This window comes from Maricaulis sp., assembly GCF_030149235.1.
Classification (GTDB): Bacteria; Pseudomonadota; Alphaproteobacteria; order Caulobacterales; family Maricaulaceae; genus Maricaulis.
Genome location: NZ_JASBRW010000068.1, coordinates 39154 through 59036, shown reverse-complemented (window position 1 = coordinate 59036; position 19883 = coordinate 39154). Strand labels below are relative to the sequence as shown.

Annotated in this window: 22 protein-coding genes and 1 pseudogene; 10 read left to right on the top strand and 13 right to left on the bottom strand. The window is 61.9% G+C overall.

The features are described from left to right. Window positions 1-33 precede the first annotated feature (33 nt). Window positions 34-324 (bottom strand): hypothetical protein, encoded by a 291-nt coding sequence (locus tag Q1V51_RS10225; protein WP_300555998.1) that lies wholly within the window; start codon window positions 322-324, stop codon window positions 34-36. 145 nt (window positions 325-469) lie between these two features. Between Q1V51_RS10225 and Q1V51_RS10220 the strand changes: the two genes are divergently transcribed. Further along, on the top strand, window positions 470-1696 hold the full coding sequence (locus Q1V51_RS10220) for a DUF418 domain-containing protein (RefSeq protein ID WP_300555996.1): 1227 nt from the start codon (window positions 470-472) through the stop codon (window positions 1694-1696). On the opposite strand, the gene maiA is transcribed toward Q1V51_RS10220, so the two are convergent. Together maiA and Q1V51_RS10210 are read right to left on the bottom strand one after the other, a co-directional pair. Beyond that, window positions 1678-2322 carry a maleylacetoacetate isomerase gene (gene maiA, locus Q1V51_RS10215; RefSeq protein WP_300555994.1) on the bottom strand — a complete coding sequence of 215 codons (645 nt, stop codon included), beginning with the start codon at window positions 2320-2322 and terminating at the stop codon, window positions 1678-1680. The genes Q1V51_RS10220 and maiA overlap by 19 nt on opposite strands. Window positions 2323-2324: 2 nt before the next feature. Then, a complete protein-coding gene (locus Q1V51_RS10210) occupies window positions 2325-2966 on the bottom strand; it encodes a fumarylacetoacetate hydrolase family protein (protein WP_300555992.1) in 642 nt (213 codons plus the stop codon). A gap of 85 nt (window positions 2967-3051) precedes the next feature. Between Q1V51_RS10210 and Q1V51_RS10205 the strand changes: the two genes are divergently transcribed. Then, window positions 3052-3525, top strand: a complete 474-nt coding sequence (locus Q1V51_RS10205) for a MarR family transcriptional regulator (RefSeq protein ID WP_300555990.1) — start codon at window positions 3052-3054, stop codon at window positions 3523-3525. Here the strand turns inward: Q1V51_RS10205 and Q1V51_RS10200 are convergent. Next, complete coding sequence (locus Q1V51_RS10200; RefSeq protein ID WP_300555989.1) at window positions 3486-4001, bottom strand: paraquat-inducible protein A; 516 nt, start codon at window positions 3999-4001, stop codon at window positions 3486-3488. The two genes, Q1V51_RS10205 and Q1V51_RS10200, sit on opposite strands and share 40 nt — an antisense overlap. 307 nt (window positions 4002-4308) lie before the next feature. Between Q1V51_RS10200 and Q1V51_RS10195 the strand changes: the two genes are divergently transcribed. From Q1V51_RS10195 to Q1V51_RS10185, 3 genes are all read left to right on the top strand, one after another. Continuing rightward, window positions 4309-4818: a hypothetical protein gene (locus Q1V51_RS10195; protein ID WP_300555987.1), complete on the top strand. Its 510-nt coding sequence runs from the start codon at window positions 4309-4311 to the stop codon at window positions 4816-4818. A 28-nt stretch (window positions 4819-4846) separates the two neighbouring features. After that, a complete protein-coding gene (locus tag Q1V51_RS10190; protein WP_300555985.1) occupies window positions 4847-6862 on the top strand; it encodes a TonB-dependent receptor in 2016 nt (671 codons plus the stop codon). A gap of 87 nt (window positions 6863-6949) precedes the next feature. After that, window positions 6950-8650, top strand: a complete 1701-nt coding sequence (locus Q1V51_RS10185; RefSeq protein WP_300555983.1) for a HAMP domain-containing methyl-accepting chemotaxis protein — start codon at window positions 6950-6952, stop codon at window positions 8648-8650. 74 nt (window positions 8651-8724) lie between these two features. Here Q1V51_RS10185 and Q1V51_RS10180 read toward each other — a convergent pair whose 3' ends face one another. Further along, window positions 8725-9369: a hypothetical protein gene (locus Q1V51_RS10180; protein WP_300555981.1), complete on the bottom strand. Its 645-nt coding sequence runs from the start codon at window positions 9367-9369 to the stop codon at window positions 8725-8727. Between the two features lie 263 nt (window positions 9370-9632). Next, window positions 9633-10115, bottom strand: a complete 483-nt coding sequence (locus Q1V51_RS10175) for a hypothetical protein (RefSeq protein WP_300555979.1) — start codon at window positions 10113-10115, stop codon at window positions 9633-9635. 148 nt (window positions 10116-10263) lie between these two features. On the opposite strand from Q1V51_RS10175, the gene Q1V51_RS10170 reads away from it, so the two are divergent. Beyond that, entirely contained in the window at window positions 10264-10605 is a 342-nt protein-coding gene (locus Q1V51_RS10170; RefSeq protein WP_300555977.1) for an Hpt domain-containing protein, read from the top strand. Here the strand turns inward: Q1V51_RS10170 and Q1V51_RS10165 are convergent. Beyond that, window positions 10602-10925 carry a chorismate mutase gene (locus Q1V51_RS10165; RefSeq protein WP_300555975.1) on the bottom strand — a complete coding sequence of 108 codons (324 nt, stop codon included), beginning with the start codon at window positions 10923-10925 and terminating at the stop codon, window positions 10602-10604. The genes Q1V51_RS10170 and Q1V51_RS10165 overlap by 4 nt on opposite strands. Before the next feature lie 163 nt (window positions 10926-11088). On the opposite strand from Q1V51_RS10165, the gene Q1V51_RS10160 reads away from it, so the two are divergent. After that, on the top strand, window positions 11089-11712 hold the full coding sequence (locus Q1V51_RS10160) for a glutathione S-transferase family protein (RefSeq protein ID WP_300555973.1): 624 nt from the start codon (window positions 11089-11091) through the stop codon (window positions 11710-11712). Here Q1V51_RS10160 and Q1V51_RS10155 read toward each other — a convergent pair. The 5 genes from Q1V51_RS10155 to pseH all read right to left on the bottom strand — a co-directional run bounded on the left by Q1V51_RS10155 (window position 11709) and on the right by pseH (window position 16188). After that, entirely contained in the window at window positions 11709-12884 is a 1176-nt protein-coding gene (locus Q1V51_RS10155; RefSeq protein WP_300555971.1) for a VWA domain-containing protein, read from the bottom strand. The genes Q1V51_RS10160 and Q1V51_RS10155 overlap by 4 nt on opposite strands. 43 nt (window positions 12885-12927) lie before the next feature. Beyond that, complete coding sequence (locus tag Q1V51_RS10150) at window positions 12928-13464, bottom strand: hypothetical protein (protein ID WP_300555969.1); 537 nt, start codon at window positions 13462-13464, stop codon at window positions 12928-12930. A 183-nt stretch (window positions 13465-13647) separates the two neighbouring features. Continuing rightward, complete coding sequence (locus Q1V51_RS10145) at window positions 13648-14526, bottom strand: MoxR family ATPase (protein ID WP_300555967.1); 879 nt, start codon at window positions 14524-14526, stop codon at window positions 13648-13650. 56 nt (window positions 14527-14582) lie between these two features. Beyond that, entirely contained in the window at window positions 14583-15653 is a 1071-nt protein-coding gene (pseI, locus tag Q1V51_RS10140; protein WP_300555965.1) for a pseudaminic acid synthase, read from the bottom strand. Between the two features lies 1 nt (window position 15654). Further along, the gene (pseH, locus tag Q1V51_RS10135) at window positions 15655-16188 is read right to left on the bottom strand and encodes a UDP-4-amino-4,6-dideoxy-N-acetyl-beta-L-altrosamine N-acetyltransferase (protein ID WP_300555963.1); all 534 of its coding nucleotides are present in this window, start codon (window positions 16186-16188) and stop codon (window positions 15655-15657) included. A gap of 138 nt (window positions 16189-16326) precedes the next feature. On the opposite strand from pseH, the gene Q1V51_RS10130 reads away from it, so the two are divergent. Further along, on the top strand, window positions 16327-17100 hold the full coding sequence (locus Q1V51_RS10130; RefSeq protein WP_300555961.1) for a glycosyltransferase family protein: 774 nt from the start codon (window positions 16327-16329) through the stop codon (window positions 17098-17100). On the opposite strand, the gene Q1V51_RS10125 is transcribed toward Q1V51_RS10130, so the two are convergent. Continuing rightward, a complete protein-coding gene (locus Q1V51_RS10125; RefSeq protein ID WP_300555959.1) occupies window positions 17097-18887 on the bottom strand; it encodes a tetratricopeptide repeat protein in 1791 nt (596 codons plus the stop codon). The genes Q1V51_RS10130 and Q1V51_RS10125 overlap by 4 nt on opposite strands. 178 nt (window positions 18888-19065) lie before the next feature. Here Q1V51_RS10125 and flbT point away from each other — a divergent pair. Beyond that, window positions 19066-19471 (top strand): annotated as a pseudogene (gene flbT, locus Q1V51_RS10120) (flagellar biosynthesis repressor FlbT); the annotation flags it as partial. Further along, window positions 19452-19823 (top strand): flagellar biosynthesis regulator FlaF, encoded by a 372-nt coding sequence (gene flaF / locus Q1V51_RS10115; protein ID WP_300555955.1) that lies wholly within the window; start codon window positions 19452-19454, stop codon window positions 19821-19823. The pseudogene flbT and the gene flaF, both read left to right, overlap by 20 nt. The last annotated feature ends 60 nt before the right edge of the window (window positions 19824-19883 follow it).

The window sequence follows — 19883 nt, the reverse complement described above, 5'->3', positions numbered from 1 at the left end:
TTTGCAGCGGAAAATTGAAGCGATTCGACGCGATCAGCTGTCGTAGGAACGGGTATTCTTGACCAGAAACAGCGTGTCGCCAGCTGGCCGGATCAGCGCCGACGCATCGCAATTACTGACGGCTTGCAGGCCAGTCTCGATGATGGCTCCGTCATGCATCTGATAGGCGGCGGGCTGCAGGTATCCGTCTGCCACATAGGCGACGGTCCCGTATTCGGCAGGTTGTTGCGGATCACAGTCCACGGCGGGGGTGTATTCGATGCCAACCAGTGACATCGCCAGAACCGCAAGCCATTCGATGAAGGCGGCGAGCAGGTCGGTCATTTTAGCTGTCCCTCTAAAAACACCAACGGCCTATTGGGTATGACGACAAGCCTTGTAATATTCAATTCAAGAAGCCGTTGAATTGCGTGAAAACTTCGTAAGAATAAGGCTGAATCAGGGCGATTTCGCCTCAAAGGAGAATTCCATGCCGGCTGCGCCCCGCGCGATGCGCTTTGAAAGCCTCGACACGCTGCGGGGCTTTGCTGTCCTCGGCATCTTGATGGTGAATGTCCAGTATTTCGGCCTGCTTTGGCCGGCGACGGATTTCCCCTATGTCCAGGGTAATTTCGACCAGCCCGTCAACCAGCTGGCCTGGTGGTTCACCCAGACCTTTTTCGAACTGAAATTCATCACCCTGTTTTCCGCCATGTTCGGGGCCGGGATCTGTTTGATGCTCGGCACGGGTGAGGCGGCGCATAAACGTCATTGGCGGCGCATGTTGTGGCTGCTCTTTTTCGGCCTGATCCACGCCTACATCTTCTGGTATGGCGACATCCTCGTTCCCTATGCCCTTGCGGGCATGGTTGTGGTTACGGCCCGGCGCATGACCACGGGGGGGCTGCTGGCCCTGGGGCTCGGGCTGGTCGCCTTTACCGGCCTGTTGATGATCGGCGGCGCGGCGATCGGCGCGCTCCTCGGCGACACCACGACGGGGGCCGAGTCGATGGGCTTCACACCCGAACGCGTGGCCGAGCTCACCGCCCTCTATCAGGCCGGCTTCATCGACCGCATGCCCTACAATATGGCGACCACACTGATCTTCGAACTGATCCAGCTGGTGATGTTCTCCGGCCGCATCGCCGGCATGATGCTGATCGGCATGGCCGCCTTCCGCGCCGGTTTCCTGACCCTGGGTTGGTCGGCCAAGCGCTATGGCTGGTGTGCGGCGATCTGTATCCCGGTTGGTGTGGCCCTGTCCGGCTGGCAGGCGTGGTATGTTCTCGCCAACGATTTCTCCACTCGGGTCGCCTGGCAAGCAGAAGCGGCCCAATATGTCGGCTCGATGATCCTGGCCTTCGGCTATGCTTCGCTGATCATGCTGATCTGTCAGCAGGTCTGGCTCAAACCGGTAAGCTCGGTGCTGGCCGCGACCGGCAAGATGGCCTTCACCAATTATCTCAGCCAGACCCTGATCATGACCTTCATCTTCGTCGGTTTCCCGGGCCTGGGCCTGTTTGGACAGGTCGACCGTTCGCTCATGGTGTTGATGGTCGTCGGTGTCTGGGTACTGCAGCTTGCCTGGTCGCCTTTCTGGCTCAGCCGGTTCCGCTTCGGCCCGATGGAATGGGCGTGGCGCTCGCTGACCTATGGCAAGGCCCAGCCCTTCAGACGCCAAAGCGAAGCCGCGACGGATCAGCCCGCGTCGGGCTGATTTTCCGGCAGCGCCTTTTCGAAGGCGGGCAAGGCGCGGGCCGCGGCATCTGCGGCCACCAGGGTCGGGCAGTTCGACAGATCGGTGTCCCAGCGCCGGGCATTGTACATTTGCGGCACCAGATACACCTCGCTCATGCCCGGCTGGTCGCCGAACAGGAAGGGTGTGGTGCGCTGATGGTCCGCGACCATGCGTTCCAACGCTTCGAGGCCCGATTGGGTCCAGCGCTGGGCCCAGGCTTTCATGCCGTCAAATCCGGTCCCGTCGAGGGCTGCGGCCGCGTTGAGAATGCGCAGGTTCTGGACCGGGTGGATGTCGCAGCCGATCACTGACGTCCAGCCCCGCACCAGGCAGCGCGCTTCCGTGTCCGTGGGCAGCAGAGCCGGCTCGGGCCAGGTCTCCTCAATCCATTCCAGGATGGCTGGTGACTGGACCAGGCGCTTGTCGCCGTCTTCGAGGAGAGGCACCAGGCCCTGCGGCTGTTTCGCCAGCCAGGCCTCGCTCGTCTGCTCACCATCCTTCAGATTGATCGAGACCTGGTCATAGGTCTGACCCTTCAGGTTGAGAGCGATGCGCAGGCGGTAGGCCGCGCTCGAACGCCAGTATCCATAAAGCGTCAGCGGCATGTTCAGGCTCCGGTCAGTGTGAAATCGAGATCGGACAGGCCGGCGATGCGGGCTTCGACGGTATCGCCCGGCGCTATGGCAGCGACACCGGCCGGCGTGCCCGAGAAGATCAGATCGCCTTCCGCCAGGTCGAAATAGCGTGACAGCGCCTGGATCAGCTCGGCCGGAGGCAGGATCATCTGGTTGAGGTCACCGCTCTGGCGGGTGTTACCATTGACCGACAGGCTGATCGAGCCGACCGAAGGTGCAGGGCCGAGGCGCAGTGCCCCAACAGGAGCGGAGGCGGTGAAAGCCTTGCCGATCTCCCATGGCGCGCGTTTCTCTTTCATCTGGCCTTGCAGATCGCGCCGGGTCAGATCCACGCCGGTGCCTGCGGCGACGACCTCGGCCCCCGGTCCGAGGGCCAGGACCATCTCGACCTCATGGTGCAGGTCTGAGGTCTGCGGCGGGTAGGGGACGCTCGGTCCGGTGATGATGCTGTGCGCCGGCTTCATGAAGAAGATCGGCTCGGGCGCCGCGCCCATTTCAGCGGCATGGTCGGCATAGTTGCGGCCAATGCAGAAGATCCGGTTGACCGGAAACACACGGCTGTCGCCGGCAATGGGCAGCCGCGGAGCGCGGCGGGGAGGGAAGAGATCAGTCATGGCCCTGCCATAACCCGCGCCGCGGTCTGCGTCGAGGCGCAGACAGGTGCTTGTTGTGTACCGGCCAACCCGGCAAGCTGCGCCCATGAGCACGGATACACCCCTACGTCTTCACGACTATCTGCCCTATCGGCTGGCGCTGGCTTCGCACCGGGTCAGCCGCATGGTCGGACGCGCCTATCGCGCCCGCTTCGGCCTGTCGATTCCGGAATGGCGGGTCATCGCCATTCTCGGCGAGGATGGCGAAGCCACCGCCCAGGGTCTGGGTGATGCAGCGGGTCTGGACAAGGTGTCGGTGAGCCGCGCGGTCCGGGCGCTGGTTGATAGGGGCCTGGTGGAGAAACGCCCGCATGGACGGGACAAGCGCTCGTCCTTGCTGCGGCTGACGGCAGATGGCGAGGCGGTCTACGCCGATGTCGCGCCGGCCGCGCTTGAGGCCGAGGCGGCTTTGCTGGCCGGTTTGAGCGATGAGGAGGCGCAGCTCCTGGCCGCACTGCTTGACTGGGTCCGCGCGCGGGCTCAGTCCTTGCTGGACAAAACGGCCGCTCCGGCGGACTGACGCGCCCGCAATTGCGCCTGGATCCTCCCCGAGACGATCATAGACAGGGCGACAGCGAGGGCGAAGACGAACAGGCCCGGCAAGGGCGCTGCGCCGAAAACGAAATTGCCCCGCACGGTGAGAACCAGAAGCGCGATCACCAGCACGTCGGCCATTGACCATTTCCCGAGCAGTTCCAGCAATCGCACCTGGCCATGGCTCGGCAGTTCGCCTCTGCGGAATTGCAGGCGCCACATCCAGATCAGCTTGATGGCCGGAAAGATCAACGAGAAGATCCAGACAATCGTGGCCAGGAGGTATTCCTCTGCCTCGAGCAGGGCGAGACCAAAGCCGGCGATCGAGTGCTCGCCGCGCCAGAGCCAGACATGTGTGGTTTCAACAGCCGGCAAAATCAGTCCGAGCGGGAATAGCACGCTGGTCAGAAGCAGCAGGGCACTGCTCATTTGACCGCGTTTTTCGTCCGCCAAGGCTCGCATGTGCACCGGATCCTGAATTTTTCTCCTGCTGATTGCATAAGTGGTCGCGATCTGGGCGGAAAAGCGGCAGACGCTTCAGCTGGTCCCAAAACACCACTAACCCTATTACTTTAAAGGGAAAAATGAGAAACGCATTCGGGTTTCGAATTTCGCGTTTGAATTCCGGCGCTTAGCGGGTTCTGTAATATACATATTTTCGGTAATATCGTATTATCCCAAGGCAATTTAGGGTTAATTTCCCTGCTTTACCCCCTTGTTCAACGCGGGTCTGAACCGCCCGCCGTGCCTCGGAACAAGGGATACATCGATGCGCAATTTTCTCCTGCCAGTAGCAGCGGGGCTGCTGATGGCGGCCCCGGCGGCTGCGGAAACGACCACGCGTGACCTCGAGGTCATCGGTCGGGCTCTCGGATTTGTTGAAAACCAAAGCGGTAGCGAGCGGGTGCTGGCTATCATTCACGATGCGGCCAGTGCCGGCGAGGCGGAGGCCCTGCTGGCTTCACTCGGCGGCGGCCTGAGGGCCGGGCGCGTTACCCTTACCGGGCGCCTGGTGAACAGCGCCGACCTGTCCGGCCTGGATGGCGCTCATGCAGCGGTCCTGCTCGGTGCGGTCGCAGGTGATGCTTCCGTCGCCCAAGCCGTGAACTCCGCGAGCATTCTCTCCGTGTCCAGCGATATGGGCTGCGTTCAGGCGCAGGGCTGTGTCATGGGCGTGCAGAGCGCCCCGTCGGTTCGCATCGTGGTCAATCGCGCCAATGCTGGTGCTGCGTCGGTCTCTTTCGCGGCTGCCTTCGCGATGATGATCGAAGAAATTTAGGCCAATTCCGGCGCTTAAGGATATCAAAATGAAAACGCGTTTCCTCCTGATGTCTGCGACTGCCGTCTCGGCTGCCGCAGTTTTGTCCCTGCCCGCCATCGGGCAATCCCTCGATTACAACGCCATGAGCGGTCTGTTCGGTGAAGCCGTGACCGCGGGCGCGACTGGTGCGCCGCAGCGCTCTTCCGACGTGCCGGCGACGATGATTATCATCACCCGCGACGATATCGAACGGTCTCCGGAATTCGATATTCCCGGCCTGCTGCGCCACTATGCCGGTGTTGGCCATAACCGCTTCAGTTTCGGCGATAGCCAGGTCGCAATCCGCGGTGAGGCCTCGGGCTACATGCCGCGCCTTCTGGTCCTGGTGAACGGCCGTGAGGTCTATCTCGACAGCTATGGCTACACGGCCTGGTCGACCCTTCCGGTACAAATGGAGGAGATCCAGCAGATCGAAGTGGTGAAGGGCCCGCAATCGGCGCTCTATGGCTTCAACGCCGTGTCGGGTGTCGTCAACATCATCACGCGCAACCCGGATTTCGAGAACTGGGTCACCGCGCGCGCCAATATCGGCAATGGCGGTTATGACGATGTCGCCTTCACAGCAGGCCGCAGCTTTGGCGACCGCGCCTCGGTGCGTTTCTCCTACGGCAATGCGGGTGCAGAAGAGTTTGAGCCGATTGCCAGCAATACCTTTGCTGTATCGCTCGCCGATGGTGATTACAGCCGTGAGACAGCATCGCTGGAAGGCCGTTTCCAGATCACCGACAATGTCCGCCTGATTGCCGAGGCAACGACGTCCGAGGTTCAGCTGCAGGAGCTGACCAGCATCTACTACACCACCCGGTCGCTGTATGAGCTCCACTCCTACAAGATCGATGTGGAAGCGGATACGGACTTCGGCTTCTGGACCTTCTCCGGTTATCGCAATGAGACCGAGATCGCCTATGAGTTCGGACCCTCCAGCAATGAACTGACGACTTTTCGGGCCCAGAACCTGTTCAAGATCGGCACCAATGATACGGTCCGGCTGACCGCAGAATATCGCGAAGGTACAACGATCTCCTTCCCCGACCCGGGCAATGGCGGCTTCGGTTATGAGACCATGGCCTTCTCGGCGATGTGGAACCATCGTTTCTCCAGCGCGGTGGATCTGACCCTCGCCGGCCGGTTCGACAGTGTCGACTGGAGCCGTGACGGCGATCCGAACCCGGCCTTCTACATCTTCACGCAGGAAGATTATGACGTGTCCTTCGAGGAGTTCTCCTACAATGCGGCCATGGTCTGGCGCCCGCAAAGCGGCGGGGCCGTTCGCTTCTCGGCTAGCCAGGGTGTCCAGGCGCCGTCGATGTTCGATATCGGTTTCACCCTGCTGTCGACCACAACGCCGATCCCGCTGGCCATCACCGGCAACCCGAACATGGAGACCTCCATCGTCCGGGCCTACGAGATCGCCTATGATCGCGCGCTCAGCCCGACGGTTGACATGCGCGCTGCGATCTTCACCCAGGAGACCAGCGATGTTCGCGGCACGTTCGGGGCCTTCCCGGATGTCCTGCCGCCGAATGCTCCGCTTCCGGTCCTGCTGTTCAACAACCGCGGTGATACCCAGACCACCGGCGCCGAGATCAGCCTGATGGGCGATCCGGACGGCGGCTGGCACTGGGGTGTGAACTACACCTATCAAAGTGTCGACGACGACCTCGCGACGTTCGGCCTGTTCACCGCGCTGGATTTTGAAAGTGCGACACCGGAGCACCTGGTCAATGCACAGATCGGCTGGGCCGGGGAGCGGTTCACGGCCGACGCTTTCTTCAACTATGTGTCGGCAACCACCAGCCCGTTGCAGCCGGATTTCGGCACGCTGACCCGCTTTGATCTTGATGCGGCCATCGCCGCGTCCTTCCGGGCCGGGTTCAGGGTTAACGATCACGTCAACATTTCACTGAATGCTCAAAATGCCAATTTTGGCAGTGGTGAGATCGCAAACGTGAACTACCAGCCCGCATCGCGAACCTGGTTGCAGCTTTCCACCAGCTTCTAGGTGGGGTCGGGCTGATATCCCGCGGCCTGCAGGCGCCGCGGGACATCGCCACGCCCGGCAGATTTCGCCTGCAAGGGAGAGAGAGACATGGTCAAAGGAGTTTCACTATTCCGGCTGACGATCGTGCAATCCTTCGCGGTCGCGCCGGTAATGGCGATTATAGCCCTGGCTGCTATCGCCGGCCTCGGGGGCTGGTCGCTGAACTCGGCCTCGCAGACCCAGGTGCGCGTGGTATCGGAAATGGAAACCGGCGTCGCCCTGACGCAATTGCAGGCCGAGCTGGAAACGATCAATGCCGACGTGCTGCAGATCGTGACGCGTCAGGCGGCTGGCGAGACGCTCGATGTGATGGGTGAATTCGCGGCGGTTGCCGTCAATGTCGACGCGGTGTCGGCGCGCATTGAGGAATTGCGCGGCAGCCCGGTTCTCTATGGCCGCGGCGAGACGCTCGACGACGTGGTCGAGCAGTTGGGCCTCTACAAGGACGCGCTGGATTTTGTCGGTCAGATGCTCGAACTGGACTTTGCCAGCTCGGTGGCCTTCCTGGCGCCGTTCGATGGTGTGTTCAACCAGCTCAATGCCGATCTGACCGATATTGCCGCCCATGCCTCAGAGCTGGCGCGCAATGATACGGCTGTGGCCCAGGCGGCGGCGCGTCGGTCCATCTTCACCTTTATCGGTGTGACGGTCATCGTCGGTATCGCGCTGCTGGCGGTTTCCTTCCTCTATGGGCGTCGCACCGCCCGTTCGGTCCGCCGCATCGCGCAGGCGACCGAGACGCTTGCTAACGGCGATTATGATCTCAATATCGCCGTGCTCGAGCGAAAGGACGAGCTCGGGGCAGTCGTCGACAGTCTCAAGCGTTTCCGCGAGAACGCCATGCGGGCCGAAGCCCTGGAAAGCGAACAGCGCGACCAGGCCGCCGCCGATGCGGCGCGGGCCGAGCGCGTCAATGCGCTGGCCGAAGGGTTCGACCGGGATGTCATGACCCTGCTGGGCGAGGTCGCGGAAGCTTGCTCCTCCATGTCCTCCATCTCCGAACAGCTCTCACAGTCGGCGGCCGAGGGGTCGCAGAAAAGTGGTGAAATGGCGAGCGCTGCGGGCGAGGCTTCGAGCAATGTTGAATCCGTCGCCGCTGCGGCTGAGGAACTGACCGCATCGATTCAGGAGGTCACGACCCAGATCCAGGGCTCGTCGGACATGGCGAGCCGCGCGGATGAGCGCACCCGGTCGGTGCAGCAAGTGGTCGAAAATCTCGGTAACGCCGCGCAGGAAATCGGTCATGTCGTGCAGCTGATCAACGACATCTCCGAGCAGACTAACCTGCTGGCTCTCAATGCCACGATCGAGGCGGCACGGGCCGGCGAGGCCGGCAAGGGTTTTGCCGTCGTTGCATCCGAGGTGAAAACCCTGGCGGCACAGACGGCTAAGGCCACCGAGGACATCCGAGATCAGATCCAGTCGATCCAGGATGCCGCCCAGGGCTCGTCACACTCGATCGGTGAAGTGACGGACGCGGTCGGTGAGATCTCCCGGGCGGCGTCTGCGATCGCGGCGGCAGCGGAACAGCAAAGCGCCTCGACGCGCGAGATTTCCGCCTCGGTTGCCCATGCGGCGACCAGCGCCCGCTCGGTCACCGACAATGTCGAGATGGTGTCGCGCTCGGCCGGCCAAACCGGTGAAGCCTCGCTCGACGTGCTCGCGGCGGTGAAAACCGTGACCGAACGCACCGACCGCCTCAACCAGACTGTAGAGACCTTCCTCCAGGAGGTGCGCAAGGCTGGCTGACCTCTCTCCCGAAGCCTTTGCCAACGCGCAGCATTGGGCGCCCGGATCTTCTCCCGATCCGGGCGCCTTTGTGTTCAGCGAAAGCCGAAATCCGAGGTCAGCTCGACCCAGCGCAGAGCGTCGCGGCTATAGTCATTATCGATCAGGCGGTCTTCCAGGCGCTCGCCCGTATAGCGGTCAAAACACTCGATTCGCAGCTGCTCGACCCGGCGTGGCGAACCGGTCGGTGGCCGCCCCATGAAGTCGCTGCGCCGGAAGGAGTAGGCGCCGCTATCACCAATCAGGAAGCGCCCGCGCAGATCGAAGCCGCCGCGCGATGAGCGCACCTCCATGGTGCAGCTCATAGTGCTGTATTCATCGTGATAACCGGCATCAAGATCCTCACCGGCCTCGGACAGAAGCGGTGGCAGATTGAAGCCGTCATCATAGAGTATCAGCTCCCAATTGCTGTCGCGGTAATCGATGATGGCGCGAAAGCGGCCCGGCGTGCGGGGGGCTTCGCAGCGATAATAATTCGGGAAGGCGGCGCAGATGCGACCGCGGACACTCAGGTCGAGATCGCGATAGTCGGCAATGCAGAAGTCATGCGACCGGTTGCGATCGCAAAAACAGTCATAGCCATCGGGTTCGCGCCGGCAATTATAGCCGGAGCCGAACGGCCAGGACGGTTGTGCCCCGCTCATCAGGCTCGCTGCGAAAATGGCAGCCGTTACCGACATCCACTGACCCCACTCACTCTACACCCCGCCAGATACCGCAGTCTCAACAACGATCCCGGCCGTTGTGAGGCAGGCGCACCAACCCATCGGTTCGCCGCGAACTTTCTCGAGACCGTTACCGGTGTGTGCCGGTCCCCCCGATCTCAAGTCTGGCCATCCGCCCGCCGGGCAGACCTGTGTATATGGCCTGCTCCAGCGGTCGCTGAAAAGGGTTAAAATCGAAGATCAGGTCGAATTTGGCGCGAGACGAGTGAAGGTCGGCCTCAATAGCGGTGGTGGCGCCGCTGATAGCGGTCGAGATAGCGCACCAGCCTGCGCGAGCCGCGCTCGACATAGGTATAGCCATGCCGGTCGGTACAAACGCGGACCGAGACCAGGGCCGGCTCACCGCGGAAATGCCCGTATTGTCGCTCGCGCCAGCAACGTGAGCGCTGATAGCGGCTGGGACCATAATAGCCGCGCCCGTAGCGGCCCCGGTCATAATAGCGGTGACGTTGACGGTAACGGTCATAACGCCGATGGCCCCGATGGCCATATTCATGACGCTGACGGCGATCATAATGACGGTCGCGATGGCGATCACGGCGATCATAGCGTTGATGCCGGCGATGATCATGTACAGCGGCGTCGCTGCTGGCACTGGTCGCGACGGATGTGGTCGCTGAACTACCCGTGGCAAGCGCGCTGCCGCCGGTCAAAAGGCCGGCGCCAATGGCGAGACAGGCTGCTACGACAAGAGATTTCATCGACATCCTCCATTCCCCAAACAACACGATACACTAGAAATTCGCGCCTGACGCGAGGGTGAACGAAAGATTCACCTAGATGAGGATTTGGACGCCCAGTTTCGGCGTCTTAAGCGTGATGTTAAGGACCGCACGCTAGGTTTGCGGCATGGTTGCTGACTATAAATCCGAAGCCTTGCCCTTCTTCGACCGGGCGCATCTGATGCAATACACCGGTGAGGACGAGGCCCTACAGCGCGAGCTGGTGTCGTTGATGCTCGACCAGGCGCGGCGATGTACCGGCATGATGGCCGCGGCGCGTGAGCCGTCCGAATGGCGCACTGCGGCCCATACGCTCAAGGGTGCCGCCCGCGGGGTCGGCGCATTCGCGCTGGGCGAGCTGTGTGATCAGGCTGAGGAATTGCCGCAAATGGCCTGGGCCGGAGCGGCAGTGCAGATTACCCAGTGCGTCGAGGAAACGCGTCAGGCCTTCGGGGCGCTGGCGGACTAGTCTCTCGTCTTGTCCCAGACCGTGAATTCATAAGCGATCGAGCGTTCGACCAACTCGCGCCAGACCGGCTCGGCGATCTGGGTTGATAGGCCAGCCTTTTGCGCTTCGGCCTTCACCTTGGAAATCACGTCATTGATGCGCCACTCATCACGCACCACATCGCGTGACGGCTTGATCCGCGCGGCCGCTTCCATATAGCGCGCCCGCACCGCGATCAGCGCGACCAGCTCACGGTCGAGCGCATCCACACCCTCACGCACCTGCGCCATGGTTTCGCAGGCCTCCGGGGCCGTGATCTGTGCGGTTTCAGTGTCGCTCATCAACGCATCTCCAACTCGTCGGACGTGGTTATAGGGCGGAGCGGGCAAGGGCCCAAGAGGCGGACTGTCACAGGTTGGACTGCTCCGGGACGGGCGTGGCTCGAAAACCGGTTGGCCTGCGCGCGCTCCGCGTTAGAGTGAAGGCCAGTCTAGGGAGGTGTGAATGGCAGACCCGGTTGTGATCTATGGCGACAAGACCAGCGGCAATTGCCTCAAGGTGAAATGGACCGCCGAGCATCTCGGCCTCGCCTATGACTGGCATGATATCTCGGTACTCAAGGGCGAGACCCGGACCGATGATTTTCTCGCCATCAACCCGGCCGGCCAGGTGCCCTGCCTGGTCCGCCCCGATGGCCGTATCCTGGCCCAGTCCAACGCCATCATCTTCCATCTCGCCGAAGGCTCGGCGCTCATTCCGGAAGACCGGTTCGATATGGCGAAAATGCTCGAATGGATGTTCTGGGAGCAATACAGCCACGAACCCTATATCGCCGTGCGCCGCTTCAAGATGGCCTATCAGGGGCTGAGCCCGGAGGAGATTGAAAGCGATCTCTACGCCAAGGGGCGCCGGGCTCTCGGGGTTCTGGAAATGCGCCTGTTGTCACGCGATTTCATCGTCGCCGACCAGCTCTCCCTCGCCGATATCGCCATCGTCGCCTATACCCGCGTCGCCGATGAGGGCGGTTTCGACCTCGATGAATTCCTCAATGTCCGCGCCTGGGTCAACCGGGTGGAGACAGAGCTGGGCATTGATATGGATGAGGGCCGGTTTCACGCGGCGGGTTAGCGCGTCAGCTCCTTCATCGCCTCATCCACGCCTTCCAGCGTCAGGCCGAACATGCGGTCGGGGCCGATCAGGTCCTGGATGATGCGGGTGGAGTGGGAATAGTCCCACCATTCTTCCGGCTGCGGGTTGAGCCAGATCAGGTGCGGCCAGGTGTCGACGATGCGTTTCAGCCAGACCGCGCCGGCCTCTTCATTCCAGTGCTCGACCGAACCGCCCGCATGGGTGATCTCATAGGGCGCCATGGCCGCGTCGCCGACGATGATCACCTTCCAGTCATGCGGATATTTATGCATGATATCGAGGGTTTTGACCGTTTCGGCGCGGCGCCGGAGATTGGATGTCCACACGCCCTCATAGGGGCAGTTGTGGAAGTAGAAATATTCCAGATTCTTGAAGGTTGAGCGGGCGGCCGAGAACAGCTCCTCGCACATGTGGACATAGGGGTCCATCGAGCCGCCAATGTCGAACAGCACCATGACCTTGATCGCATTGCGCCGTTCCGGGCGCATGATGACGTCGAGCCAGCCCTGTTTCGCCGTGGCGTCGATCGTGCCGCCAAGGTCGAGCTCGTCGAGCGCCCCGTCGCGGGCGAATTTGCGCAACCGGCGCAGGGCGACCTTCAGATTGCGGGTCCCCAGTTCGCGATCTCCGTCGAGATCCTTGTAGCGGCGCTCCTGCCAGACCTTGACCGCCTTCTTGTTCTGGCTTTCCCCGCCAATGCGCACGCCGGCCGGGTTATAGCCGGAATGGCCATAGGGGCTTGTGCCACCGGTGCCGATCCATTTCGAGCCGCCCTCATGGCGTTTTTCTTGCTCTTCCAGGCGCTTTTTCAGCGTTTCCATCAGCTCGTCGAAAGGCAGGGCCTTGAGCTCGGCCATTTCCTCTTCCGAGAGCTGGCGCTTGAGCATGGCCTCGAGCCAGTCCGGCGGGATCTCCTCCTCGCCAAACAGGCCGCTCAACACCTCAACGCCCTTGAAGACATGGCCGAACACCATGTCGAACTTGTCGAAATTCTTCTCATCCTTGACCAGCGCGGCGCGGCTGACAGCATAGAAATGCTCGATGTCCGGGCTGATCGCGCCCTTGTCCAATGCTTCCAGCAAGGTGAGGTATTCCCGTGTGGTGACGGGGATATTGGCAGCGCGAAGCTCGGTGAAGAAGTGATGCAGCATGCACCTAACATAGCTCAGCTCAAGCGCATTGGAACCGCGCAGGCTAGTTCACTTCGCCCGTCCGGCAGTCCTGTTGATAGGCCTCCATCATGGGGCGATCCCAGCAATTGATCAGACCGTCAAGCACGCCGCGATTGCTCATGGGGCGGTCTGGCAGTGCATCTCGTGCGGCAATCAGCGCTTCGCGGTCCCGCTCGAGAAAGGCGATCGTGCCGTCGGCATAGCTGTTCCACATCGCGTCCATCGGATTATCGCTTGCCGGCTTATAGGAGAGTCGCAGCTCCGGTAGCGCGCGTTCTGTCTCGCCAGCCATGGCGAACATCTGCCCGGCATGCCAGTGCGCGAGGCCGGGTTGCTCCAGGTTTTCCGCACCATGCAGGGCGACATAGTCCTGGATCAGTTCGGCCGCCGTGACGAAGCAATCCGGCCCCTGATTGGCCACGGCGCGCCAGCCGCCCTGCATGTCCTGATCGAAGGCATCCTCATTCAGGGCCATGAGGCGCGTGCGTTCAGCCTCGTCCACCCCGCAAACCGGTGTCGCCTGGAGGAAGAGCGCGGAGAGGGCGAGGAGTGCCGACATGTGTGAAATCCTGTGTGCGAGGAGCCGTAGCTCCAGATCCATTGACGCGCCCCAGCATGCAGCTTGTCGAAATCAGCACCAGTGAATTTGGTGTAAGGTGTTAAAATTAGGCCGCAAAGGAAGACCGGCCGGTCGGGGCGTTCCCCAACCGGCCGGCTTCACTCGGTTTATGTTCGGACGGGTTCAGGCCGCGCCCGGACCGCCATTGCCCGGCGGGTTGCCGCCTTGGCGCCGCGCCATGAAGGCGAGCTTTTCGAACAGCATCACGTCCTGCTCGTTCTTGAGCAGGGCACCATGGAGCGGCGGGATCAGCTTGCGCGGATCGCGTTCGGTCAGGATGGCCGGGTCGATATCCTCGACCATGAGGAGTTTGAGCCAGTCGAGCAGTTCCGAGGTCGACGGTTTCTTCTTCACACCGGGCACCTGGCGGATGTCGAAGAAGAGCTTGAGGGCTTCCGACAGGAGGCGGCCCTTGAGGCCCGGGAAGTGAACCTCGACGATGGCGCGCATCGTCTCCTCGTCCGGGAAGGCGATGAAGTGGAAGAAACAGCGGCGCAGGAAAGCGTCTGGCAGTTCCTTCTCATTGTTGGAGGTGATGATCACCACCGGGCGGTTCACAGCCTTCACCGTTTCGCCGGTCTCGTAGACATGGAATTCCATGCGGTCGAGTTCCTGCAGGAGGTCGTTGGGAAACTCGATATCGGCCTTGTCGATCTCGTCGATCAGCAGGACTGAGCGTTCCGGGGCGGCAAAGGCTTCCCAAAGCTTGCCCTTGCGGATGTAATTCTGGATGTCGTGGACACGGTCTTCACCGAGCTGACTGTCGCGCAGGCGGGCGACGGCGTCATACTCGTAAAGACCCTGGCGGGCCTTGGTCGTGGACTTGATATGCCACTCGATCAGCGGCATGCCCATGGCGCTGGCGACCTGTTTGGCCAGCTCGGTTTTTCCCGTGCCCGGCTCGCCCTTGACGAGCAGCGGACGCTCCAGAGCGATCGCCGCATTCACCGCGGCGGAAAGCTCTGCATCAGCGACATAGCTGTCTGTACCTTCAAAACGCATGGGAACCGACTTAGCGCGATTGATGGGGGCTGGGTAGGGCGAACGTGAAATTCGCTCTACTTGCCGGCCCAGTCGACCGCATCCATAGCCATGGGCTCGCCATAGGCGATGTCACGGCTGGCCTTGCGGCCGAGGATATCCGGCAGGTGTTTGGGCGCCAGGCCATGGCCGGGGCGGATGGAGCGGATATTGGCTTCGGTGAAGGTTTCACCGGCCTTGATTTCGGCGACGGCATAGATGGAGCGACGGAAGGTCAGCGAGCCGCGCTCGCAACCGGCCGGGTCATAGCGGACCTGACCCAGCGCCTTGAAGGCATTGTGGCAATCCTCGACCAGGCGTTTCAGCTCATCCGGCTCGAGGGAGAATTCGCTGTCCGGCCCGCCATCATCGCGTGACAGGGTGAAGTGCTTCTCGATCACCCGGGCACCCAGCGCGATCGCGGCAACAGAGCAGGCGGTGCCGGGCGTGTGGTCGGACAGTCCGGGCACGGCGTTGAAGGCCTGGCCCAGATGCGGGACCGTGCGCAGGTCCGACTGGTCGATCGGGGCCGGGTAGGAGGACAGGCAGTGCAGGATGGCCAGGCCCGGCGCACCATTCGCGCGCGCGGTGCGGACGGCTTCATGGATTTCCGACAGATTGGCCATGCCGGTCGACATGATGATCGGCTTGCCGGTTTGCGCGACGCGGGCAATCAGCGGCAGGTCGGTGATCTCGAAGGAGGCGATCTTGTAGGCCGGGGCGTTTAGGCTTTCGAGCAGGTCGACAGCGGAATGATCGAACGGCGTGGAGAACAGGGTGACGCCCAGCTCGCGCGCCCTTTCAAACAGACGCGGATGCCAGTCGAACGGCGTCTGGGCCTCGCTGTAGAGATCATAGAGATTGCGCCCGTCCCACAGACCGCCCTCCATGACGAAACCCGGGCCGTCATGATCAATGGTGATGGTGTCGGGTGAATAGGTCTGGATCTTGATCGCATCGGCGCCGCATTTGGCCGCCGCTTCAATGGTTTCCAGCGCCCGGTCAATCTCGCCGAGATGATTGGCAGAGACCTCCGCAATGACCAGGGGCGGGTGTTCATGGCCGATCATGCGGCCGGCGAATTCAAACTCGGGGTGGGAAGAGCTCATATCAGGCCTCCTGGCGTGCGCGCCAGCGCTCGCGGGTCAGCTCCAGGCAGATGGCATCTAGACCATCGCCATCACGGGTGATGCGGTTTTCGATCCGGCCGGTTTCCTCGAAGCCGAATTTTCGGTGCAGCCCGATAACGGGCGTATTGAAGGCCAGCACTTCGCAGCGCAGAACATCGAGCTCGAGACGGGCAAAAACACGCTCGAGCACGCGTCGCTCCACACCGCTGCCAACGCCTTTTCCGACCGCGCCGGGATCTCCGATATAAAAGGCCCAGCTGCAGCTGGACGGCGGGGTGCGCGCGATATCAGTCAGCGTCACCAGCCCGCATTTCCGGCCGCCGGCGGAAATGATCCAGAGTTCGCGGGTCGTATCGGCCAGGGCGGCTGTGTACCAGGCCTGGTGGGTTTCGCGGTCGATCGGATCGGATGTGTACATGTTCTCGCGCACATGGGGCGCGTTGCGCCAGGCGAGCACGTCCCAGATATCTGCCTCACGCGCGGGCAGAAGGGTGATGTCGGCGCTGTCGCTCATGCACGGTCCGTTGATCGAATCAATGCGATGAGTCTCGCCCCGCGGGCGTAAACAAGCCGTGTCTGCCTGCAGTGGCGTCTGATTTCGCGCGGGCGGCGAAGCATGCTCTAACCAAGGGGAAACTTCAGGAGCGCCCGCATGACCCTCGCCGTGATCGTCCAGGCCCGATTTGGCTCCTCACGCCTGCCCGGCAAGATCCTCAACCCGCTGGGGTCGACGACCGCTCTGGCCCGGGTGCTTGATCGCTGCGCCCGTATTGTTGCGGCGGACACTGTGATTGTCGCCGTCCCGGACAGCGCGGAGAATGATGCGGTTGCCGAAGCTGCTGCGGCCGCCGGTTACGCGGTGGCGCGCGGACCGGAGGATGATGTACTGACCCGGTATGCCAAGGCCGCTCGGGCGGTCGAGGCGGAGACCGTGATGCGGGTCACCAGCGATTGCCCATTCCTCGATCCGCGTGTGTGCGACCAGGTCATCGCGCTGTGGCGGGAGACGCCGGCCGACTATGTCAATAATACCGCCCCGCCGCTCTTCCCTCACGGGTTGGACTGCGAGGTTTTTTCTGCCGGGCTGCTGTACGAGGCGGAAGCCAAGGCGACTGATGCCGCGGCCCGTGAGCATGTCACGCCGTGGATTCGCGCGCAGGCGCATCTGACACTGGGTAATCTCACAGGCCCCGGCGATGGCGTTGAACGATTGAGGTGGACGCTGGATTACCCGGAGGATCTCGCATTCTGCCAGGCTGTGTATGCCCATCTCGGTGAGGAGCGGGCGGCGGTGATCGGCTGGGCGGAACTGGCGGAGGTGTGCCGCCAGCATCCCGAGCTGACGGCGATCAATGCCAAGCGCCACGACACGCTGCGGCTCGCCCGCGGTATCCGGGCATCGCTGCAGCGGCGCTGGGCCGGCTAGCTGGCCTCGACGCGTTCGGCCAGTGCCGCCGCGATTTTCTTCATCGTGGTATCCCAGTCCTGGAAACCCTCGCCGAAGAAGGAGCGCGTTTGCGGGTACCAGTACTGCCGGTCCTCGCCCAGCAGGGTCCAGGCCGAGCTGTGGGAGTGGAAGAACCAGACCATGCCGCCGCAGGCCGCCGCCAGGTTGGAGGTGGCGTTCATCGGGCCGATAACGATATCGCAGGCCGAGGAGAGGGCCGCGACCTTGTCGAGGTCCATCTTCAGATCAATATCGCTTGGCTGGTGCACCGTCACGCCATAGCGGTCCTTGGCCAGCGCAATTTCTTCATCGACCTCGCCATACTGTAGATTGATGAAGTCAATGCCGGGGACTTTCAGGATCGGCTCCCAGGCATCGAAGGCTGAGAAGAAACGGGCGCGCTTGGCGGTCATCTTCAGTGACTTCCACAAAATACCGACTTTCAGCCCCTTGCCGAAGCCGTCCATCTGGGCCCGGAAGAAGGCCTGCTGTTCCGGATCCGCGGTGAGAAAGCCGGGTTCGGTCGGGAAGTCCTCGAGCGAATTGCGGAAGGCGCGCAAAGGCGTCGCCATCGGTGTCCAGAAATCGGCCCCCTCTTCCAATTGCGGAGTGGCACGAACATCGCGGCCCTCCAGCACGGTCGACATGTGGTGATAGACGCGCGCTTGCGGGAAGGAACGCTGAACCAGGTCGACCAGCCGGTATTCGCAGGCGATCCGCAACTCGCCTTCCGGCCCGATCGCCTCGATCATGTCCTTGGCGATATTGAGATAGAGCACCTCATCGCCAAGGCCCTGTTCGCCGACGAGTATGACGGTCTTGCCGCGGATCTCGGCAGGATCGACCCCGTCCCACATCGGTTTGTCGATGGTGAAGAGGGTGGCGCCCTTGCGATCGGGGTTGAGGCGGGTCTCGTTCGCCGCCCAGCCGTCGCGGATATGACCCGCGGCCAGCATGACCAGCGACCGGCCATGCGACATGGTCGCCTCATCCTCGGCGTCGATCGGGTTCTTCAGGGCCTCTTCATAGTGCGGCAGTGACTGCTCCGGCTCGCCGATGAGCTCGAACACATTGGCCATATTGTTGTGTGCCCGGGAATAGTTGGGCTTCAGGCGGAGCGCTTCCTGATAGAAGGTGATCGCCTCGGTCGGCTTGCCGCTTTCCGACACCACGGAGCCGAGCGAGTTCCAGAGGTCATAATTCTCCGGGTCGGAATAGATCGCCGTGCGCAGGATCTCGATGGCATCATCGAACTTGCCCATGTCGCGCAGAACTCCGGTCAGGTTGAGAATGCCGTCCACGCGGTTGGGGGCGATCTGGTTTTGCAGGCGATAGAATTTCTCCGCGGCCGGAAGCATGTCCAGCTTCCAGGCTACAAGGCCGAGCTTCTGATAGATTTCCGGGTCCTGGGGGTCGAGCTTCCAGGCCTTCTCGAAGAAATCGAGCGAGGTCGACAAACGGCCCAAGCGTAGCAGCATCAACCCCATCACATGGTTGGTCAAAGCCAGTTCCGGAGCGATCCCAAGCGCCTCGTGCGCCTTGCGCGCGCCGGCCGGATGATCGCCTCCATCGGAGGCGCGCATCGCGCGCTTGACCAGGCTGACGACTTTCTGGTGCCGCTTGCGTGTGTCCTTGGGCAGGCGCTTGACGTGGGTGTCCAGCTTCAACGCTGTCGCGGATTGGGTCGCGACGAGGGGCGTTTCATGCTTTTCTTCTTCCGCTCCGGCGGCGAGTTCGGCTTCAAGATTGAGGGGCTGAGCCTGCATGGGGGCAACCTGGGCAGCTGATTAACAGGTCAAAGGCTCAGGATTCGATTTAAGAACTCGCTAACAACTAAGTTCGCATGCGCGCAGCGGCTGGAAACCTTTTCTTCACCCGCGCTCTGCAGTCTTACGCCACGGATCCGGAACCGATTTGTGGTGTCATGAAGCTGGAGTTGTCTCGATGCCCTTGAAAATCTCGCTCAAGCCCGGCGAGAAGTTCGTGATCAACGGAGCTGTTATCGAAAACGGCGACCGGCGCGCGAATCTGGTGCTGAAGAACAAGGCTTCTGTCCTGCGTGAGAAGGACATCCTCCAGGAGGAAGATGTCACCACGCCGGTGCGCCGGATCTATTTCCCGATCATGATGATGTATCTCGCGGGCAAGGCAGAAGACCATCTGTATGACGAATTCGTGCTGCGCATGAATGAGTTCATGGGCGTGGTCAGCGATCCCGAAATGCTCGCGATCTGCGTTGCTGTGAGCCGCGATGTGATGGCGTCCGAGTACTACAAGGCGCTTCTCGGTTGCCGCAAGCTCATGAAGTATGAATCGGAGAGACTGGCGTAATGTCCCTTCAGGCGTATCAGGCTGCGTCCAATCGCAGCGAAGACCCCCGTGCCACCGAATACCGGTTGTTCGCGCATGTGACGCGCGGGCTGATGACGGCGAAGGATGCGCCCAAAGAGGATATCAAGTCCCGTATCGAAGCGCTCGATCTCAACCGCCGCATGTGGAGCAATTTCGCCACGGATTGTGCGAGCGAGGAGAACCAGCTGCCTGAACAGCTCCGCGCGTCCATTATTTCCCTCTCGCTCTTCGTGTCGAAGCATACCAGCGTGGCGATGCGTGAGCCGTCCGCCATCGACGACCTGGTTGATATCAACCGGATGATCATGCAGGGGCTAATGCCCCAGGCTTCCGGAGCTGAGGTGGGCTAGTTTTGCCGCCTGTGCAGTTTTGCCCGGCATAAATAGGCGCTACCGCGATGGTGGCGCCTT

Excerpts from the sequence above, each read along its gene's own strand:
- Q1V51_RS10225 (WP_300555998.1), bottom strand. The coding sequence starts at position 324 with ATGACCGACCTGCTCGCCGCCTTCATCGAATGGCTTGCGGTTCTGGCG.
- Q1V51_RS10220 (WP_300555996.1), top strand. The coding sequence starts at position 470 with ATGCCGGCTGCGCCCCGCGCGATGCGCTTTGAAAGCCTCGACACGCTG.
- maiA (WP_300555994.1), bottom strand. The coding sequence starts at position 2,322 with ATGCCGCTGACGCTTTATGGATACTGGCGTTCGAGCGCGGCCTACCGC.
- Q1V51_RS10210 (WP_300555992.1), bottom strand. The coding sequence starts at position 2,966 with ATGACTGATCTCTTCCCTCCCCGCCGCGCTCCGCGGCTGCCCATTGCC.
- Q1V51_RS10205 (WP_300555990.1), top strand. The coding sequence starts at position 3,052 with ATGAGCACGGATACACCCCTACGTCTTCACGACTATCTGCCCTATCGG.
- Q1V51_RS10200 (WP_300555989.1), bottom strand. The coding sequence starts at position 4,001 with ATGCGAGCCTTGGCGGACGAAAAACGCGGTCAAATGAGCAGTGCCCTG.
- Q1V51_RS10195 (WP_300555987.1), top strand. The coding sequence starts at position 4,309 with ATGCGCAATTTTCTCCTGCCAGTAGCAGCGGGGCTGCTGATGGCGGCC.
- Q1V51_RS10190 (WP_300555985.1), top strand. The coding sequence starts at position 4,847 with ATGAAAACGCGTTTCCTCCTGATGTCTGCGACTGCCGTCTCGGCTGCC.
- Q1V51_RS10185 (WP_300555983.1), top strand. The coding sequence starts at position 6,950 with ATGGTCAAAGGAGTTTCACTATTCCGGCTGACGATCGTGCAATCCTTC.
- Q1V51_RS10180 (WP_300555981.1), bottom strand. The coding sequence starts at position 9,369 with ATGTCGGTAACGGCTGCCATTTTCGCAGCGAGCCTGATGAGCGGGGCA.
- Q1V51_RS10175 (WP_300555979.1), bottom strand. The coding sequence starts at position 10,115 with ATGAAATCTCTTGTCGTAGCAGCCTGTCTCGCCATTGGCGCCGGCCTT.
- Q1V51_RS10170 (WP_300555977.1), top strand. The coding sequence starts at position 10,264 with ATGGTTGCTGACTATAAATCCGAAGCCTTGCCCTTCTTCGACCGGGCG.
- Q1V51_RS10165 (WP_300555975.1), bottom strand. The coding sequence starts at position 10,925 with ATGAGCGACACTGAAACCGCACAGATCACGGCCCCGGAGGCCTGCGAA.
- Q1V51_RS10160 (WP_300555973.1), top strand. The coding sequence starts at position 11,089 with ATGGCAGACCCGGTTGTGATCTATGGCGACAAGACCAGCGGCAATTGC.
- Q1V51_RS10155 (WP_300555971.1), bottom strand. The coding sequence starts at position 12,884 with ATGCTGCATCACTTCTTCACCGAGCTTCGCGCTGCCAATATCCCCGTC.
- Q1V51_RS10150 (WP_300555969.1), bottom strand. The coding sequence starts at position 13,464 with ATGTCGGCACTCCTCGCCCTCTCCGCGCTCTTCCTCCAGGCGACACCG.
- Q1V51_RS10145 (WP_300555967.1), bottom strand. The coding sequence starts at position 14,526 with ATGCGTTTTGAAGGTACAGACAGCTATGTCGCTGATGCAGAGCTTTCC.
- pseI (WP_300555965.1), bottom strand. The coding sequence starts at position 15,653 with ATGAGCTCTTCCCACCCCGAGTTTGAATTCGCCGGCCGCATGATCGGC.
- pseH (WP_300555963.1), bottom strand. The coding sequence starts at position 16,188 with ATGAGCGACAGCGCCGACATCACCCTTCTGCCCGCGCGTGAGGCAGAT.
- Q1V51_RS10130 (WP_300555961.1), top strand. The coding sequence starts at position 16,327 with ATGACCCTCGCCGTGATCGTCCAGGCCCGATTTGGCTCCTCACGCCTG.
- Q1V51_RS10125 (WP_300555959.1), bottom strand. The coding sequence starts at position 18,887 with ATGCAGGCTCAGCCCCTCAATCTTGAAGCCGAACTCGCCGCCGGAGCG.
- flaF (WP_300555955.1), top strand. The coding sequence starts at position 19,452 with ATGTCCCTTCAGGCGTATCAGGCTGCGTCCAATCGCAGCGAAGACCCC.